20 protein-coding genes are annotated in these 15,913 nt (G+C 68.4%); 13 read left to right on the top strand and 7 right to left on the bottom strand.

The genetic code is table 11. The features are described 5' to 3' along the window. Nucleotides 1–13: 13 nt before the first annotated feature. Complete coding sequence (locus tag INP57_RS11445) at nucleotides 14–1,372, top strand: hypothetical protein (protein WP_200070124.1); 1,359 nt, start codon at nucleotides 14–16, stop codon at nucleotides 1,370–1,372. A 60-nt stretch (nucleotides 1,373–1,432) separates the two neighbouring features. On the opposite strand, the gene INP57_RS11440 is transcribed toward INP57_RS11445, so the two are convergent. Both INP57_RS11440 and INP57_RS30010 read right to left on the bottom strand, forming a co-directional pair. Next, nucleotides 1,433–1,702: a DUF1876 domain-containing protein gene (locus INP57_RS11440; protein WP_200070123.1), complete on the bottom strand. Its 270-nt coding sequence runs from the start codon at nucleotides 1,700–1,702 to the stop codon at nucleotides 1,433–1,435. Nucleotides 1,703–1,826: 124 nt separating this feature from the next. Next, nucleotides 1,827–1,952, bottom strand: coding sequence for a hypothetical protein (locus INP57_RS30010; protein WP_255520824.1), 126 nt, complete (start codon nucleotides 1,950–1,952; stop codon nucleotides 1,827–1,829). 156 nt (nucleotides 1,953–2,108) lie between these two features. Here INP57_RS30010 and cobA point away from each other — a divergent pair, with 156 nt between their 5' ends. Next, entirely contained in the window at nucleotides 2,109–3,350 is a 1,242-nt protein-coding gene (cobA, locus tag INP57_RS11435; protein WP_200070122.1) for a uroporphyrinogen-III C-methyltransferase, read from the top strand. Nucleotides 3,351–3,508: 158 nt separating this feature from the next. On the opposite strand, the gene metG is transcribed toward cobA, so the two are convergent. Next, entirely contained in the window at nucleotides 3,509–5,227 is a 1,719-nt protein-coding gene (gene metG, locus INP57_RS11430) for a methionine--tRNA ligase (protein ID WP_200070121.1), read from the bottom strand. Between the two features lie 261 nt (nucleotides 5,228–5,488). Between metG and INP57_RS11425 the strand changes: the two genes are divergently transcribed. From INP57_RS11425 to INP57_RS11400, 6 genes are all read left to right on the top strand, one after another. Next, nucleotides 5,489–6,133, top strand: coding sequence for a class I SAM-dependent DNA methyltransferase (locus tag INP57_RS11425; protein WP_200070120.1), 645 nt, complete (start codon nucleotides 5,489–5,491; stop codon nucleotides 6,131–6,133). A 146-nt stretch (nucleotides 6,134–6,279) separates the two neighbouring features. Next, complete coding sequence (locus INP57_RS11420; protein ID WP_200070119.1) at nucleotides 6,280–6,933, top strand: SAV_915 family protein; 654 nt, start codon at nucleotides 6,280–6,282, stop codon at nucleotides 6,931–6,933. Between the two features lie 2 nt (nucleotides 6,934–6,935). Further along, nucleotides 6,936–7,232 carry a hypothetical protein gene (locus INP57_RS11415; RefSeq protein WP_200070118.1) on the top strand — a complete coding sequence of 99 codons (297 nt, stop codon included), beginning with the start codon at nucleotides 6,936–6,938 and terminating at the stop codon, nucleotides 7,230–7,232. A 48-nt stretch (nucleotides 7,233–7,280) separates the two neighbouring features. After that, complete coding sequence (locus INP57_RS11410) at nucleotides 7,281–8,423, top strand: glycine zipper domain-containing protein (RefSeq protein ID WP_200070117.1); 1,143 nt, start codon at nucleotides 7,281–7,283, stop codon at nucleotides 8,421–8,423. 172 nt (nucleotides 8,424–8,595) lie between these two features. Further along, the gene (locus INP57_RS11405; protein WP_200070116.1) at nucleotides 8,596–9,117 is read left to right on the top strand and encodes a hypothetical protein; all 522 of its coding nucleotides are present in this window, start codon (nucleotides 8,596–8,598) and stop codon (nucleotides 9,115–9,117) included. 149 nt (nucleotides 9,118–9,266) lie between these two features. Continuing rightward, nucleotides 9,267–9,815, top strand: coding sequence for a hypothetical protein (locus INP57_RS11400; RefSeq protein WP_200070115.1), 549 nt, complete (start codon nucleotides 9,267–9,269; stop codon nucleotides 9,813–9,815). 19 nt (nucleotides 9,816–9,834) lie between these two features. Here INP57_RS11400 and INP57_RS11395 read toward each other — a convergent pair whose 3' ends face one another. Together INP57_RS11395 and INP57_RS11390 are read right to left on the bottom strand one after the other, a co-directional pair. Beyond that, nucleotides 9,835–10,068, bottom strand: coding sequence for a hypothetical protein (locus INP57_RS11395; protein WP_200070114.1), 234 nt, complete (start codon nucleotides 10,066–10,068; stop codon nucleotides 9,835–9,837). 331 nt (nucleotides 10,069–10,399) lie between these two features. Continuing rightward, on the bottom strand, nucleotides 10,400–10,612 hold the full coding sequence (locus INP57_RS11390; RefSeq protein ID WP_200070113.1) for a hypothetical protein: 213 nt from the start codon (nucleotides 10,610–10,612) through the stop codon (nucleotides 10,400–10,402). Nucleotides 10,613–10,791: 179 nt separating this feature from the next. On the opposite strand from INP57_RS11390, the gene INP57_RS11385 reads away from it, so the two are divergent. Beyond that, the gene (locus INP57_RS11385; protein ID WP_200070112.1) at nucleotides 10,792–11,634 is read left to right on the top strand and encodes a helix-turn-helix domain-containing protein; all 843 of its coding nucleotides are present in this window, start codon (nucleotides 10,792–10,794) and stop codon (nucleotides 11,632–11,634) included. Nucleotides 11,635–11,636: 2 nt separating this feature from the next. After that, nucleotides 11,637–11,831, top strand: coding sequence for a DUF397 domain-containing protein (locus tag INP57_RS11380; protein WP_200070111.1), 195 nt, complete (start codon nucleotides 11,637–11,639; stop codon nucleotides 11,829–11,831). A gap of 75 nt (nucleotides 11,832–11,906) precedes the next feature. Here the strand turns inward: INP57_RS11380 and INP57_RS11375 are convergent, their stop codons facing one another. Beyond that, the gene (locus INP57_RS11375; protein WP_307850021.1) at nucleotides 11,907–12,473 is read right to left on the bottom strand and encodes a DinB family protein; all 567 of its coding nucleotides are present in this window, start codon (nucleotides 12,471–12,473) and stop codon (nucleotides 11,907–11,909) included. 97 nt (nucleotides 12,474–12,570) lie between these two features. Between INP57_RS11375 and INP57_RS11370 the strand changes: the two genes are divergently transcribed. Beyond that, entirely contained in the window at nucleotides 12,571–13,530 is a 960-nt protein-coding gene (locus INP57_RS11370; protein WP_200070109.1) for a helix-turn-helix transcriptional regulator, read from the top strand. A 1-nt stretch (nucleotide 13,531) separates the two neighbouring features. Here INP57_RS11370 and INP57_RS11365 read toward each other — a convergent pair whose 3' ends face one another. Then, nucleotides 13,532–14,734, bottom strand: a complete 1,203-nt coding sequence (locus INP57_RS11365) for a YbfB/YjiJ family MFS transporter (protein ID WP_200070108.1) — start codon at nucleotides 14,732–14,734, stop codon at nucleotides 13,532–13,534. A 386-nt stretch (nucleotides 14,735–15,120) separates the two neighbouring features. Between INP57_RS11365 and INP57_RS11360 the strand changes: the two genes are divergently transcribed. Both INP57_RS11360 and INP57_RS11355 read left to right on the top strand, forming a co-directional pair. Next, a complete protein-coding gene (locus INP57_RS11360; protein ID WP_200070107.1) occupies nucleotides 15,121–15,501 on the top strand; it encodes a type II toxin-antitoxin system RelE/ParE family toxin in 381 nt (126 codons plus the stop codon). Continuing rightward, a complete protein-coding gene (locus tag INP57_RS11355; protein WP_200070106.1) occupies nucleotides 15,498–15,872 on the top strand; it encodes a helix-turn-helix transcriptional regulator in 375 nt (124 codons plus the stop codon). The genes INP57_RS11360 and INP57_RS11355 overlap by 4 nt, the downstream gene beginning before the upstream one ends. The last annotated feature ends 41 nt before the right edge of the window (nucleotides 15,873–15,913 follow it).

Below are 15,913 nucleotides of genomic sequence, written 5' to 3'. Positions count from 1 at the left end.
GCAGGAGGCAACGATGCACGCCCGTCACGAGATCGACGACAACGCGCGCCGGAAGCCGTCGAGCCGCCCGACGCCGGGCCGGGGACCGGCGACTCCGGCGTCAGCGCTGCTGGATCTGCAGCAGAAATTGGGCAACGCGGCGGTGGCGGACATGATCGCTCGGCGCTCGTCGCCCCATGCGCCGGCCGCTCCGGTCGGGGAGGAGACGACACGTTCGACACATGGCGATACCGGAGCGCTGCCGACCGCGCCGGCTGCCGTCCAGCGGTTGGCGTTCGTCAATGGGCAGAAAATTCCGTCGACCGACGGCACTCTCAATGACGAGCAGAAGAAACTAGTGGATGACGATCTCGTTCACGACTACACGTCGCTGCAGGAGTTCGAGGACCACGCAGCTGGGAACACTGATTACTTGGGCAACCTGCCGGGGGCCGCGAGTGAGGGGACCTGGGTCCGGTTCGACCAAAACCTCACCAATGTGCTCGGGGAGCGCCACAGCAAGGTTACCTTGCCGCACGTGCTCAACGCGGTCGATTCGGACCGTTTCTTGTACGAGCCCTTCGTCACCGACGGCTTCGCGGGGGAGCCGCACACGAAGAAGGCATACGAAGACGAATTGGGTGCGACCCTCGAAAGGGTCGGCATGTCCGAGCCGCAGTCCGATGTGGTCGCACACGGTGCCGAATCGCTGTATCCCAAGTTGGGTGAGGTCGCGGCAATTCTGATTAAGCAGCTGCAACGCCCCGGGGAACGTCCTCCCGGGCCGACGGATGAAGTCGATAAATACGGGCGGATGTTGCAGGGGTATCTGAAGATCGCGTGGCAGTACGGCAAGGATGTTCGAAGTAAGGAGCCCAAGAAACCTGCGCAGGAAAAGTTGGTTGCGGAGTACGCGGCCACCAAGAAGACGAAATCCGACAGAACCGGAGTCGCCAAGGCTGCCGACCTCCTCAGGGACGATGTGAACCATTTCGTCAAAGGCCTTCCCCGTGGTGGTTCCCTCTGGGAAGCATTTGCCGACGAGGATACGCATCGTTTCGCGGGGCCGCTGGAGAGCTACCTCAAAGTCCTCCTCGAAGAACTACGGGAACGTGGCAAAGAGGACGAAACGGCCAAGACTGATGCGACCCGGATGGGCGACCATTCCGGCATGACGCTGGACGATAAGGAAATCGAGATGCGAAACCGGAGGAACAAGCACTTCAAGAAGGCGGTTGAGGGTGCTGTTGCAGACGGTGTCCGCTACGTAGGAATGGGCAAAGATCATTACGATGCGCTCGATAGAGTACCTGGCGCGCGATACTACGACATGGTGGATGTCGATCTCCGGCAGTTCGAGAGGGATACCGCGAACCGCAAGAATCAGCAGTAGTGCAGCCCCGGCGGTGGCGCTGTCCGCAACGTCATCACCGGGCGCAGTGGGCGTGCCGCGCTAAGCCATCAGGTGCACCCGGCGGTGCTGGCGTTCGCCGATGTCGGTGGCCGCGGTGTCCAGCAGCTTGTGGCCGAGCTCGAACAGCGTGCGGGCGATCGCGATCTCGTCGCCGATCTGCGGGACGTCCGCGTCGTCCGGGTGCCGCCGCGCCGTGCCGTGCCCGTGCAGCGCCCGGCCGTCCCCGGTGATCATCCCGATGTCCGCCGTCGTTTTCGCGCCGGCCTCGAGGACTTGCATGTCCAGCGTGAGATTGCGGTTCGCGTGCATGACCGCCTCCCGGAGTGCGGACTTGGAGTTCGTGTCCCAAGGATGCGCCGCCTCCCGTGCCGAGGCAACGAAACCAGCCGGTGACCAGGTGGTTCCGCGGCGCGACGGAGATCGGTGAGCGAATTCACCGGAGTTTGACCTTCGTCGCCGGGCGGGTGAGGATGCTGCGGCCGAAGCCGCGGACACCGGTGGTGCCGATGGGGCCGCCGGGACTGCCCGCGGACTCCACTGTGGCCGGTCTCGGGACCACGCTGAGCTGCTCGGTCCTTCGGTGCCTGCGGCTTCCATGACAAGATGGGACGGCTGGCGGAGGCGACGCGAGTCCGAACCCGCCGGACGCCTCTCGCGCGTCACTCCGGCCCCGGCGACGTCGCCGCGGCGAACAGCTACTCGAACGACGGACGGCATGACCACGCACTCAGCTACCCCGGAACCTGCCGAGCACCACTACTTCGCGGGCCTCGATCTCACCGGCAAGCGGGTGGTGGTGGTCGGCGCGGGCACCGTGGCGCAGCGGCGGGTGCCGCGGCTGATCAACGCGGGCGCGCGGGTGGAGATCGTCTCACCGGAGGCGACCCCGGCCGTTGAAGCGATGGCCGAGGCAGGGGAGCTCACCTGGCATCGCCGCCGCTACGCGGACGGTGACCTCGCGGACGCTTGGTACGCGGTGGCATGCGCGACGGGCAGCGAGGTGAACGCGGCCGTCGCCGCGGAAGCCGATCGGGAGCGGATCTTCTGCGTGCGCGCCGACGACGCTTCGCAGGGCACCGCGGTCACGCCCGCGGTCGCCGAGCACGACGGCCTGCTGGTGGGCGTGCTCGCCGGCGGGGCGCACCAGCGTTCGGCGGCGGTCCGGGACGCGCTGGTCGAGGCGCTGCGCACGGGCGTGGCCGACGACCGCGCCGAGCCGCCCGCACCCGGTGTCGCCCTGGTCGGCGGCGGTCCCGGCGCACCCGACCTGATCACGGTGCGCGGGCGGCAGCTGCTCGGCCGCGCCGACGTGGTGATCACCGATCGGCTCGCGCCGCGCGAACTGCTCGAAGAGCTCGGGCCGCACGTGGAGGTCGTCGACGCCTCGAAGATCCCGTACGGGCGCGCGGCGAACCAGGACGTGATCAACTCGCTGCTGGTCGAGCACGCGCGGGCCGGGAAGTTCGTGGTGCGCCTCAAAGGCGGCGACCCGTACGTGTTCGGCCGCGGCTACGAGGAACTGCTCGCCTGCGTGGAAGCGGGCGTGGCGGTGACCGCCGTACCCGGAATCACCAGCGCGTTCTCGGTTCCCGCGGTGTCCGACGTGCCGGTGACGCACCGCGGGGTGGCGCACGAGGTCGTCGTGGTGTCCGGGCACGTCGGGCCGCACGACGAGACTTCACTGGTGGACTGGCCCGCGCTGGCGAAGCTCAAGGGCACGCTGGTGCTGATGATGGCGGTCAAGCGCATCGGCGAGTTCGCGGCGGTGCTGCTGGAGCACGGCCGCGACCCGAAATCGCCGGTGGCGATCGTGCAAGAAGGCACCATGCGCACCCAGGCCACGGTGCGCAGCACGCTGGCCGAGGTCGCCGACGCCGTCGCCGAGCAGGACGTGAAACCCCCGGCCGTGATCATCATCGGCCCGGTCGCCGACCTGACTCCGCAATCGCGGCGCTGAACTTCGAGTGAAGGAGCTCCGCACTCCATCTATCGGGGCGAACGACCCCTTCGCTCGGTTCCAGAGCCGACGCCCGACGTGCGCGGCCACCACCCGCCAGCCGCAACCCCGGAACAAACCCGCGTTGAGCTAGGGAGGCGCGGTGTGTCGGTCCGGGGTCAGCTCTCGGCTGGTTCGGCGCCGAAGCGGGTGCGGTAGTCGGCCAGCTCATCGTCGGTGATCTTCTTGAACAGCACCGGCGGGATGGTGAAGCCGGTGCCCGCTTCGACGAGGCCGAACGAGGTGGCTTCGTCGGTGGTGACCCAGCGCCGCGCCGGGTCGTCGGCGGCGAACGCCTCCCGCATCGACTGCGCCGCGCCCGGAATCAGCGGCTCCGAGACCACCGCGTACAGGTAGATCAGGTTCATCGCCGTGCGCAGCGTGAGCGCGGCGGCTTCCTGATCGGTGCGGATCTCGATCCACGGGGCCTTCTCCTCCAGGTAGGAGTTGCCCGCGCTCCACAACGCCCGCAACGCCTGGGCCGCCTTGCGGAACTGGTTGGCCTCCAGGTTGTCCTGGTAGTCGCCGAGCAGCCGCGCGACCTCGCCGGCCAGCCGCCGCTCCGGTTCACCCGGCTCGCCACCGGCGGGCACCTGCTCGCCGAACCGCTTGCGGCTGAACGAAAGCACCCGGTTGACGAAGTTGCCGAGGGTGTCGGCGAGGTCCTTGTTCACCACCGAGGCGAACAGTTCCCACGAGAACGACGCGTCGTCGGACTCCGGCGCGTTCGCGATCAGGAAGTACCGCCAGTAGTCCGCGCCCATCAGCTCCAGCGCCTGGTCGGTGAAGATGCCGCGCTGCTCGCTGGTGGAGAACTTCCCGCCGTAGTAGGTGAGCCAGTTGAACGACTGGACGTGGTCGACCTTCTTCCACGGCTCGCGGGTGCCCAGCAGCGTGGCCGGGAACATCACGGTGTGGAAGGGGACGTTGTCCTTGGCCATGAACTCCGTGTAGGTCACGTCGTCGGCCTCGTACCACCAGGACTTCCAGTCCCGCTGCTCCGGTGCCTCGTCGGCCCATTCCTTGGTGGCACCGATGTATTCGATCGGGGCGTCGAACCAGACGTAGAAGACCTTGCCCTCTTCGGCCAGCTCCGGCCAGGTGTCGCCGGGCACGGCGACGCCCCAGTCCAGGTCGCGGGTGATGGACCGGTCGTGCAGGCCTTCGGTGAGCCATTTCCGCGCGATCGAGGAGGACAGCGTGGGCCACGAGGCGCTGTTGGCGTCCAGCCACCGCTCGACCTCGTCGGTGAGCTTCGACTGGGTGAGGAACAGGTGCTTGGTCTCGCGCACTTCCAGCTCGGTGCTGCCGCTGATCGCCGAACGCGGTTCGATCAGGTCGGTCGGGTCCAGCACCCGCGTGCAGTTCTCGCACTGGTCGCCGCGCGCCCGCTGGTAACCGCAGTAGGGGCAGGTGCCGACGATGTAGCGGTCCGGCAGGAATCGCCCGTCGGCGGCCGAGTAGACCTGCCGCACCGCGTGCTGCTCGATGAAGCCGTGCTCGTGCAGCTTCCGCGCGAAGTGCTGGGTGATGTCGCGGTTCTGCGGTGAAGAGCTGCGGCCGAAGTGGTCGAAGGACAGCCCGAAACCGCGGTAGATCTCGGCCTGCACCTGGTGCTGCTGCGCGCAGAACTCGGCGACCGGCAGGCCCGCTTCGGCCGCGGCCAGCTCGGCGGGCGTGCCGTGCTCGTCGGTGGCGCAGATGAACAGCACCTCGTGGCCGCGTTGGCGCAGGTACCGGGCGTGGACGTCGGCGGGGAGCATGGACCCGACCATGTTGCCCAGGTGCTTGATGCCGTTGATGTACGGAAGCGCACTGGTTACCAGGTGGCGGGTCATGCTGGAAAGCTCCAATACCGTTTTCGGTGAGGATGGTCGCGCTCGTCGCGCGGGATGCGCGGCTTCCGGTCGGCGGGACGCCGGTCCTGCCTTCGGCAGAAGGCCTGCGCACGCGGCCGCGGATGGTAACCGCGAATCGGCGCCATCCTACCGGGCGGGCGGTCCCGTCCCGGCAGCCCTCGCGGTGCGGCGGCGATCCGGGGCGCGGGGAGTTCGCGCGTTCCCCGCCTCGGTGGCCGCGTCGCCGTCTAGTCTCCGCTCGTGGACGAACCGGGTTTCCTGCGCAGCACGCGCGAGTCGTACGACGTGCTGGCCGCCGACTGGGCCGGGCACTTCCGCGACGAGTTGGCGGGCAAGCCGCTGGACCGAGCGCTGCTGGCGGCGTTCGCGGAACTCGTCCCGGAGGGTGGTCGGGTCGCCGATGTCGGCTGCGGGACGGGCCGCACCACGGCGCACCTGCGCGAGCTGGGTTTGTCGGTTTTCGGGATCGACCTCTCGCCGGGGATGCTCGAGGTGGCCGCCCGCGCGCACCCGGACATCCGGTTCGAGGTGGGCTCGATGCTGGAACTGCCCGTGCCGGAGGATTCCTTGGGCGGCGTGGTCGCGAGCTACTCGATCATCCACGTCCCGCCGGAACGACTCCCGGAGGCTTTCGCGGAGTTCCACCGCGTTCTCGCGCCCGGTGGCCACGTGCTGCTGGTCTTCCAGGTCGGCGACGAGCCGTTGCGCTTCACCGAAGCGTTCGGCCGCGCGATCTCGCTCGAGTTCCTCCGGCACCAGCCCGAGCACGTCGCCGAACTGCTGGCGGCGGCCGGACTTCCCGTCCACGCCCGGCTGCTGCGCGAACCCGTCGCGGGAGCGGAGCGAACGCAGCAGGGCTACTTGTTGGCGAGCAAGCCCGGCTGACCGCGCGGAGCTGCAGGGCGGCTCGAAGCACCTGCTGTGTCCACATCGGACAACGATGCCCCCGAAACGTCCCCGCGAAAGCGCCCGCAGCGCGGCGGTGCTCTGCTACCTTGCCGCGTTGGCAGCGCGATCAGGGGGAGGGCCGAGTGACAGACCTGCGGAAACGTCCCGCCGTGTTCGATCCGGACGAGACCGCGGAACTCCCGGAGCGGCTGTATTTGGCCTGTCATCCGGCAAGCGGTGCCGGTGACGTCATGTTCGAGGTGCGCGAGTGGTCCGGGCAGCAGGTGGTGCTCGCCTACTCCTCGCTGGACGAGTTCTTGGCCGGGTGCGGCAACGACCAGCCGTGGATCATGATCCCGGCTGCGCGGCTGGCCGAGCTCGGAAGCGAGAAGTCCGGTGGCGCGCTCGGGAATGCGTCCTTCCGGTTCGGGGTGTTGCTCGATGCGCCGCTGCCCGTCGAGGCCCGCGGCACGGCCGGTGGGCCGGCCGATGCGGAAGCCCGCTGGGATGACCCCGATTCCGAGGACTGGACGATGGTGCACCTCGCTTCCCAGCCGTTCGAGCCGGGCGACGAACAGGCGAAGCTGGAGCTGCAGCCGATGCCGGGGGAGCACTTGGCCGTGATGGCCTACTCGTCCCCGGAGGCCGTGCAGGCCGGTTGCGGCCCGCACCAGGCTTCGGTGCGGATTCCCGCGGGCTTGCTCGGCGAAGCCCGCCGCCAGGCGGGTGCGGACACGATCTGCCTGGACACACCGTTGCCGCAGCGGCTCCGGCACACCTCGAACGAAGGCAGGTAGGCATGGCCGAGGAAGTCAAGGCCGATCGCGAGCAGCTGACCGGGATGGCCGGTGCACTGCGCGATTCCACGTCCGAGCTGGACAGCTCCGCCAAGACCGATCCGCCGATGCCGGAAGTCTCGGTCTCGGCGGACAAGGTGGGCCACACGCTCTCCGAGCTGACCAAGACGGTCGGCGGCTTGGTCGCCGCGGTGCACCAGACCGCCGACAAAATCCACGCGAGCAGCGGCAGCTACGGGGAAGTGGAAAACCACGCCGCCGACGAGCTGCGCCGTTCGGGTAGCGGGCTCGGGTATTGACCGGAGGCGCCCGGCGATGACCATCGGGTGCGAGGAAAGCGGGGGACCATGAGCGGTGAGCTGAACACCGAGGTGCACGACGAGCCGGAATCCTGCCGGCGGGCGGCGGACTGGGTGGGCGGACTCCAGCCCGGGGTCAGCGGTGTCGGCGACGCAGTGCACCGGCAGCGTTCGGCTTCCGAGTCGTTCTGGCAGGGCACCGCCGGGGACGCGTGCAGACGGTCGCTGTCCGAGCACGGCGACGACGCCGACGAACTGGAAGAGCAACTGGGCAAGGTGAAAAGCGCCCTGCTGGTTTTTGCCGCCGCGATCGACGGCGTGCGCAGGAGCATGGCCGACGCCCGAGCGGATGCCACGGCGGCGCGGCTGATCGTCACGCCGACCGCGATCCTGCCGCCGGAGCCGGCGAGCCCGAACCTGCCGGGAGGGCCGCACGGCGACAGGGCGATCGAGCAAGGGCGGCAGGAGTTCGAGCGCAAGCACAAAGCTTTCGAGGAGGCCAAGGGCGCCGTCGAAGCCGCGCGAGATCGGCAGAAGGAGGCTCACGATGCCCTGCAGAAGGACATGGAGGACCCGCTGTCCGCGGTGAAGGCGACGAAGACGTGGACCATGTTCGCGATCGGCCACGGCCTCGGGACGCTCAAGGGGTCCTTCGAGACGGCGAACCAGTTCGTTGAAAAGGCGGCCGACTACGAGAAGGCCGCCACGGTGATGCGAGGTCGCGCGGAGACCATGCATGGGCACATGCGAACGATCGCCATGAACGCGGCGGACAAGGGCGACGAGCTCGCCAAAGATGCTGTACGGCGCGGGGCTGCGGCCGGGAAGTTCGGTGGGGGCGCGCTTTCCGAGGGGATCGGCGGGTTCGTTTCGAAGAATGCAGGAGACTTGGTCAACGGCAGCGGCCGGGCCGCCAAGTACGGGTCGAAGTTCCTGCGTGGTGTTCCGTTCCTGGGGACTGGTGTGTCGGTGGTGTCCGGGGCTGGCGATGTCTTGATGGGCAAGGACCCTGTGGAGGCAGCCGAAGACACGACTGCGAACGTGGCCGGTGGTGCCGCCGGTGGTTGGGCGGGTGCTGCACTCGGTACTGCCATCTGTCCCGGGGTGGGAACGGTAATCGGCGGTGTCGCCGGTGGCATCCTCGGGAGCATGGCCGCCACTGAAGGTGTCAGCGCTGCCAGAGGAGACTGACCGCAATCATGAACTCATGTCGTGATCGGGGAAACTCGTGACGGAACAGCCTTTCCTAACTGTTGCGGAACTTCCGCCTAAACCGGATCGCGAGACCGGTGAACCACGGCCGCCTCGTGCTCCAGGGCTGCTGTTCAAGGAGAAGACGGCTGAGGCTGAGGATCGTGGTCGCGTGACCGACCTGTCGAAGGCACCGGCGGCCCCGGAAGGGGAGGGGCCCTTGCTGGCCTGGTTCAAGTCGTCCCGGTGGCGAGCTTTGCAGTTGACCGCCTGGGGCGTCCCAATTTTTCTGCTCGGTGTCACGATTCTCCAGGGTTTTAGCATTGAGTGGATGAAGTTCTGGCAGCTTTGGGCTCTCATCCTGTTGTTCTTGGCTGGCTTGTACGGCCTGCAGCGGAAGGTGGAGTGTGCGGTTGGCGCCGAGTGGTTGAAGGTCGGCAAGACCTGGGTTCGCCTCTACGAGCTGGTCGAGGTCAAGGCGAAGCATCGCAGCAACGCGATCTACCTGGATTTCGAGGACAGCTCCGGCCGCTGGGTCATGGTCAGGGCACACGACCTACAGGGCAGCCGCGACCTGTGGGATCTCGTCTACAACGGCATCCTGCACTCGGTCATCGCAAATGGCGCGGCGACGAATGGTCTCGTGCACAAGGCGTTCAAGGTTCCGCACGCCGATCCTCGGTCCGACAGCTAGCAGACGATCGCCCGTCGACATCGTCCTGATCGGAAGACTGCGTGGAGCGCCCGAATTTCCTTGCGGTGGAGGAACTCCCACCGAAACCGAATCGCGAGACGGGGACGCCGTGGCCGCCTCGGGCTCCGCTGCGACACGATGCCGAGCCGTTGTCCAAGGACCATCGGCACCGCGTGACTTCGCGCGCCATGAAGCCCTTGCCGCCTGATGGTGAGGGACCGGTGCTGGCGTGGTTCAAGTCCTCCGCGTACCACGCTGTGATCACCGCTGCGTGGATGATTCCGTTGATGGTCGTCGGTCTCACCGCTGAGCAGGGCGGCAGCGTCGAGTGGATGAAATTGTGGCCGGTGTGGGCATTTGTCTTGTTGTTCGTCGTGGCCATGTACTTCGGTGTGGTGCGGTCGGCGGAGTGCTCGGCAGGTGTCGAATGGCTGCGAGTCGGAAACAAGTGGGTGCGGCTCTACGAACTCGTCGAGGTTACGGCGCAGAAGCGGGACCTGGACTACCTCCTGGCGCTCAAAGACGGCGCGGGCCGCGAGCTGAAGGTGCGGGACAAAGACCTGCAGAATGACCAGGACGTGTGGGATTTGGTGTACAACGGCATCCTGCACTCGGTCATTGCGGGCGAGGCTGAATCCAACCGCGCCGCCCGCAGCGCCTTCGATATCCCCCGACAGAAGCCGCATTGGATGGAGTAGCACGCGCTGCTCGTGCCCTTCACTCCGCGGGCCAAGTCCAGTTAATCGCTTCGCGGAGAGCTTGCAGCAGCAGATGAGCTTGGGCGTGGTCGAGGGATTCGACGTGGACGTGGCCCGTGGTCAGCAGCAGATCCGAACGCGGACCGCGGCGGCCGGTAACGGCCAATTGGTTGTGCGGGGACGCCGCGACCTTCCAGGTGCGCACCGAGCCGAGTCCGGGCCGTCGCGGCGGCTGGTCGGAATCTTTCCACAATGGACGAATGTTGTCGTGCTGATCTGCCATGACGACCTCTATCACCGGTTGCGCTGCTCGCCCGCGAGCTCGCGAACGGATTCCCTTGTGTGCTCCCGTTCTCCCAAGTTGCCGGCGGTGCTGGCCGGCATCGACCGGCCCCGGCCGGGCGGCGAGGAGGGCACCGCCCGACCGGGTTTCGGGCGCGGCAGGGAGAGGACCGCGCCCGGCAGGTCCGGCCGCGACACCGGCGGTGTCGGGGAGGTGGCGGCGTGGCCGGACCTTCGACCCGAGCCCTGTTCGGGGCAGCGACACCGGGTCGTCTGCACGGGCACCCGGAGGTGCCCGAAGTTCACGCCGCCATCGGCGGGCTCACCGCCTCCGCGCACTCGCCGCACACCGCGCGCTCCAGCGCGGCGGCCGGTCGAGGTCCGCGTCGCACGTGGAACGGGCCGCAGACCCATTCGCCGCATTCCGTCGGCAACACCCAGCCGCCGAGCTTGCGCACCGCGTGCCATGCCGACCCGGCGTTGAGCGCCGATGCGGTCCACATCGTTCCGGTCATGAAATGCACCCCCGCAGATTTCCGCGTGCACGGAGAAATTTCCTTCTCGGTCACGTCCATGCGCCGATCGCGTCGATGGTCCGTCCGGTGCGAACCATCATGGACCACAGCGATCAACTCGACAATATCTACGATCGGGCGACTCTATGAACAGGGAATATGCCGATATGATCTGGTGCATGGCACGAACCAACGGAGGCAGTCCGAAAGCGCGAGTGGTCGGCGCTGAACTGCGCAAAGCAAGGCAGGAAAATGGCGTGGGAGTGCGCGAATTGGCGCGTCGTCTCGGCACGACCCACTCGAAGCTGTCCCGTTACGAGAACGGGCAGAGCATCGCTTCGTCCGAATTCGTGGCGAGCACGCTCACCGCATTGGGGGTACCGGAAGCGGAGCGTGAGCGCGTGCTCGATTTGGCCCGCGGGCGGCAGTGGACGAACTGGCTGGCGCCGAACGCGCCCGGCCTGCATCAGGAGCTGACGACGCTGATCGAGTTCGAACGGAGCGCGAACCACATCGTTGAGGTGTCCGCGATGGTGATGCCTGGGCTGCTACAGACCAGTGACTACGCCCGCGCGGTGATGGCCGACCTTCCATCCGCTGACTTGGAAACCAGGGTCACGCTGCGGGTGGGCCGACGAGAGGTCCTCAATGCGAAGTCGGCCCCGCGGCTCGAGTCGCTGATCATGGAAGCCGCGCTGCGGACGAGGATCGGCGGGAAACCGGTGATGGCTGAGCAGCTCCGGCACCTCTGCAAGATGGCAGAAAAGCCGAACATCACCGTCCGGGTGGTGCCCGAAATGGACGTGTGGCATCCAGGGCACGCCGGTTCCTACATCTTGTTCGGCTTTCCGTCGTCCGCTCCGATCGTGCACTTGGAGCACTACAACTCCCGAGTCTTCCTGCACGAGCCCGAGGACACGTGTACTTACCAGTCCGCCACGGATAGGCTCCGGAACTTGGCGATGAGTGAGCAGGAGTCCAGCGCGCTCATCGTCGAGGCCGCCAGAGAGATGGAGACCTGAGCATGAACCAGCAGGCCTACGGATGGCGCAAGTCCAGTCGTTCTCAGCAACAGACCGCGTGCGTCGAGGTAGCCCGCACAGGAAGCGGCGCGGCGGTGCGCGACACGAAGGATCGTGGCGCCGGGTTCTTCACCGCGGGCGCTACGGAGTGGTCGTCGTTCATCGGCGCGATCAAGTCCGGTCGTTTCGACCGCTGAGCCCGGAACGAGCGGACCGTTCGCCCCATCCAGCCGGTCGAACGGTCCGCTCGCTCACGAGTCGCGGCGCGGTTATCAGGACGCGCGCCGCCCGTCGATGGTCTCGCGCAGGATGTCGGCGTGGCCGGCGTGCTGAGCGGTCTCGGAGATCACGTGCGTGAGCACCCGCCGCACGCTGCGCACCTCGCCCGGCCGGTGCCACGGCGCCTCCGGCAGCGGGAACTCGGCGTTCAGGTCGGGGAGTGCGGCGACGACCTCCGCGGTGCGGGCCGCGACCCGCTCGTAGCGGGCGAGGATCGCGGCCAGCGTGTCCTCGGGCGACATCCGGAAATCCCGGCCGTGCTCGATCATCCACTGCGGATAGCTGCTCGCCGTGCCGGCCATGATGTCGGCCCACGTGACGCCGTCGGGCAGCTCGAAGCTCATCGCGGCGGGGCCGTCGACCGCGAAGCGCAGCCACTGCTCCTCCACAGACGCGACGTGCTTGATCAGCCCGCCCAGGCACAGCTCGCTGACCGTCGGGCGCGAACCGGCCTGCTCGTCGTCCAGCCCGTCGGTGGTGGCGATCAGTGCTGCACGGGCGTCGGTGAGCTGGGCGAGCAGATCGGCGCGTTCGGCGTCGAGGGTCGATTTCGTGGTCACGGTGCGTCCTTCCGGTCCTGCTCGGTTGTCGGTACGGAGGAACCTTCGCACCGGTAGCGGACAGGTAGTGGCCGCTTCTGCGGGCAGGATGGGACTCATGCCGAAGACCTCAGCGCGGTTGCTGTCGCTGCTGTCCCTGTTGCAGGCGTGCCGGGACTGGCCGAGCGAGCGGCTCGCCGAACGACTGGGCGTCAGCCCGCGCACCGTACGCCGCGACGTGGACCGGTTGCGGGAGCTGGGCTATCCGATCGCGGCCAGCAAGGGGCCGGACGGCGGCTACCGGCTCGGTGCGGGCAGCGAGCTGCCCCCGCTGCTGTTCGACGACGACCAGGCGGTCGCGCTCACACTCGCGCTCCAGCTCGCCACCACCGCCGGGGCCGGGATCGAGGAGGCGGCGGAGCGGGCGCTGCACACCGTCCGGCAGGTGCTGCCCGCCAGGTTGCGCCACCGCGTCGACACTCTCCAGATCACCGCGGTTCCCGTGCCGCAGGGCCGGGCTGAGGTGGAACGCGATGTGCTCGTGGCGCTGAGTGCGGCAGTGCACGCGCGGGAGGAATTGCGCTTCGACTATCGGCGCCCGGTCAACGGCGACGGCTCGCGCCGGGTGCAGCCGCACCACCTCGTCACCTGGGGCGGACGCTGGTATCTCGTCGCCTGGGACCTGGACCGGGAGGACTGGCGCACCTTCCGCGCCGACCGGATCACTCCGCGCACGCCCACCGGGCCGCGCTTCACCCCGCGCGAACTGCCCGGGGGAGACGTGGCGGCGTTCGTGACCGCCAAGTTCCGGGGCGTGGAAGGCTGGCCGTGCCGCGGGGAGGTGATCCTGGACCGGCCCGCCGATGAGATCGCCGAGTTCGCGGACGACGCCCTGGTCGAACCGGTCGACGACGGCCGCTGCCGCTTCGTCGCCGGATCCTGGTCGTGGCCGGCGCTGGCGGCCTTGATCGGCCGGTTCGACGCCGACTTCCAGGTCATCGGACCACCCGAACTCCACGAGGCGGTCGCAGCTCTCGGCCGCCGCTGCGCGGCCGCGCCCGGTTCTCCCGCGGAATGAGTCAGGAGTGCTCGGTCCGCTGCGCCAGCGCCACCGCGGCGGCAGCCAGCAGGATCGCCGCCGAGAGCAGCATCCCCGCGCCGATCCCGCCGCCGGTGTCCGACAGCCACCCGGCCAGCACAGGACCCGCGCACTGCCCGATGGCGAACACCGTGGTCAGCGCGCCGATCGCGGCCGCCCAGCGGTCCGGCGGGAGGGCGTTGCGGGCGACCGTGGTCACGGCCGTGACCACGGACAGGAACGAGCAGCCGAACAGCAGCGCCGAGCCGAACTCCGCGACCACCCCGGTCGAGAGCAGTGGCAGCACCGCGCCGACCGTGACCACGACCAGCAGCACCGCCAATCCCCGGCCGCCGCGCAGCTTTCCCAGCATCGGGCCCCAAAGGAATCCGCCGCCGACCGCGGCCGCTGCGAGCAGCGCCCAGAACGCCGAGATCTCCGCGGAAGAGGCTCCGCCGGATTTCAGGAACGCCGCGATGAACGTCATGTAAGCGATGTAGCCGACGCCGAACAGGCCGTAGGCGACCACCGCCGGAGCGATCGGTCGCGCGCTGAACCCGCCTCCGTCCGCGGCGGGCGCAGGTGCCGCCGTGCGCGCCGAAGCGGGGATCACCAGCGCGGCCGAGACCGCAGCCAGCACGCCCAGCACGATCCAGCCCCAGCGCCAGCCACCCGCGACCACCGCGGGAGGCAGCACCAGCCCGGACAGCATCGTGCCCAGCCCGCCACCGGCGAAGTAGATCCCCAGCAGCACCGCCGACCGGCCACCCGGCCGCCCGTGCCCGAGGTGCGTCGCCAGCACTCCGCCCAGCACGAACGCCACCGCACCGGCGATCCCGGTCAGCAGCCGCAATGCGAACAGCAGCGCCACGTTCGCGGTCAGCGCCGAGGCCGCCAGGAACATCGCCGTGGCGACCAGTCCGCCGAGCATGAGCCGCTTGGTGCCCCAGCGGCGCCCGACCGGTGCCGCCACCAGCGCGCCCAGCAGGTATCCGGCGGCGTTCGCGGTGTTGAGCAGTCCGGCGGTGGCGAAGGACCAGTGCAGCGCCTCGCTCATCGACGGCAGCAGCAGCCCGTAGGCGAACCGTCCCAGGCCCTGTGCTGCCGACGATCCCAGTGCCAGCCCGAACGCGACCAGCACGTCCGCTCCGAAGGAGCGCGGTGGCGCGGCGGTGGCCGGGGTGAGTTCCTGTTCCCGCGGCATGGGTCCTCCCTTCCCCGCCGCTCAGCTGAGCAGCCCCGACTTCCCCGCACCAGTCTTGCGTGCGCAGCACCACGTTCCGTTCGGCGCGAAGCGGATTTTCCGGGCGGTGCAACGCGAAACCGGGCGGGCGTCAGTCGTGGCGGGGCGCAGACCCGTGAACCCGCAGATCACCTCGTGCCGGTGGGCAGCCGTGGCGAAGCTCGACAGGACGAGCTGTGCCGGTTCCGGCCCGGTGGATGGCTCGAACGAGCCGGACAACGTCCTCGCATCGCTGATCCGGCCCAGCCGGAAGGGTCGGTCACCGTCTGCCGGATTCCGGGGCGAGCGGCGAGGTGCGGACCATGCCGGAATTGCTAAACCTATAACACAGGGGTTATCATCGCAGGATGCGATGGGAAGTCCTGCTGCACGCGGACGTCGAAGCGTGGTTCCTGGATCTGGTGCGATCAGATTCCAGGTCCGCTGATTTGATCGAAGCGGCGTTGGACCTCCTAGCAGCCAAGGGGCCTGCGCTGGGCAGGCCGTTGGCGGATCGCATCAAAGGTTCGACCGTCCACCACCTCAAGGAGTTGCGGCCGGCATCAGCTGGAGCGAGCGAGGTCCGGATGCTGTTCGCCTTCGATCCGGAGCAGCAAGCGTTCGTCCTGGTGGCCGGCGACAAGGCCGGCAACTGGCGCGGCTGGTACGAGCAGGCCATCCCACTCGCAGAAAAGCGTTATGCCCAGCATCTCGCCGAGCTCATCGACAGGAGAGGGGAGAACCGATGAGTCGTTCGTGGAAGGACATCAAGGCCGACAAGCAGGCGATCGACGAGGCTGCCGGGCGGGACGTCGAAGCTTCCCGCGAGCGTGCCCGCGCTCGAACCCAGTCCTACGTTCTCGGCAACCGCCTCGCCGGTCTGCGCGAGCGGGCCGGACTCTCCCAGTCCGCTCTGGCCGAACGAATGGGAATCAGCCAGGTCCGCGTTTCGGCGATCGAGCGGGGTGCGTCCCTTGAGCCGATGGAGGTCGCCACCATCCGCCGCTACATCACCGCGCTCGGGGGGCAGATGCGTGTGGTGGCCGACTTCGACGACCACGACATCACCGTTTCCTCCGTCGAAGTAGATCGGGGGGACGACCTCGCGAACGCGCGCTGACACCGGCCCGCGCACACTGCGATCCAGGAGCGTGGCCCATG

It is taken from the genome of Saccharopolyspora galaxeae, from assembly GCF_016526145.1.
GTDB classification, from domain to species: Bacteria; Actinomycetota; Actinomycetes; order Mycobacteriales; family Pseudonocardiaceae; genus Saccharopolyspora_C; species Saccharopolyspora_C galaxeae.
This window is presented reverse-complemented; position numbering and strand designations above follow the sequence as displayed.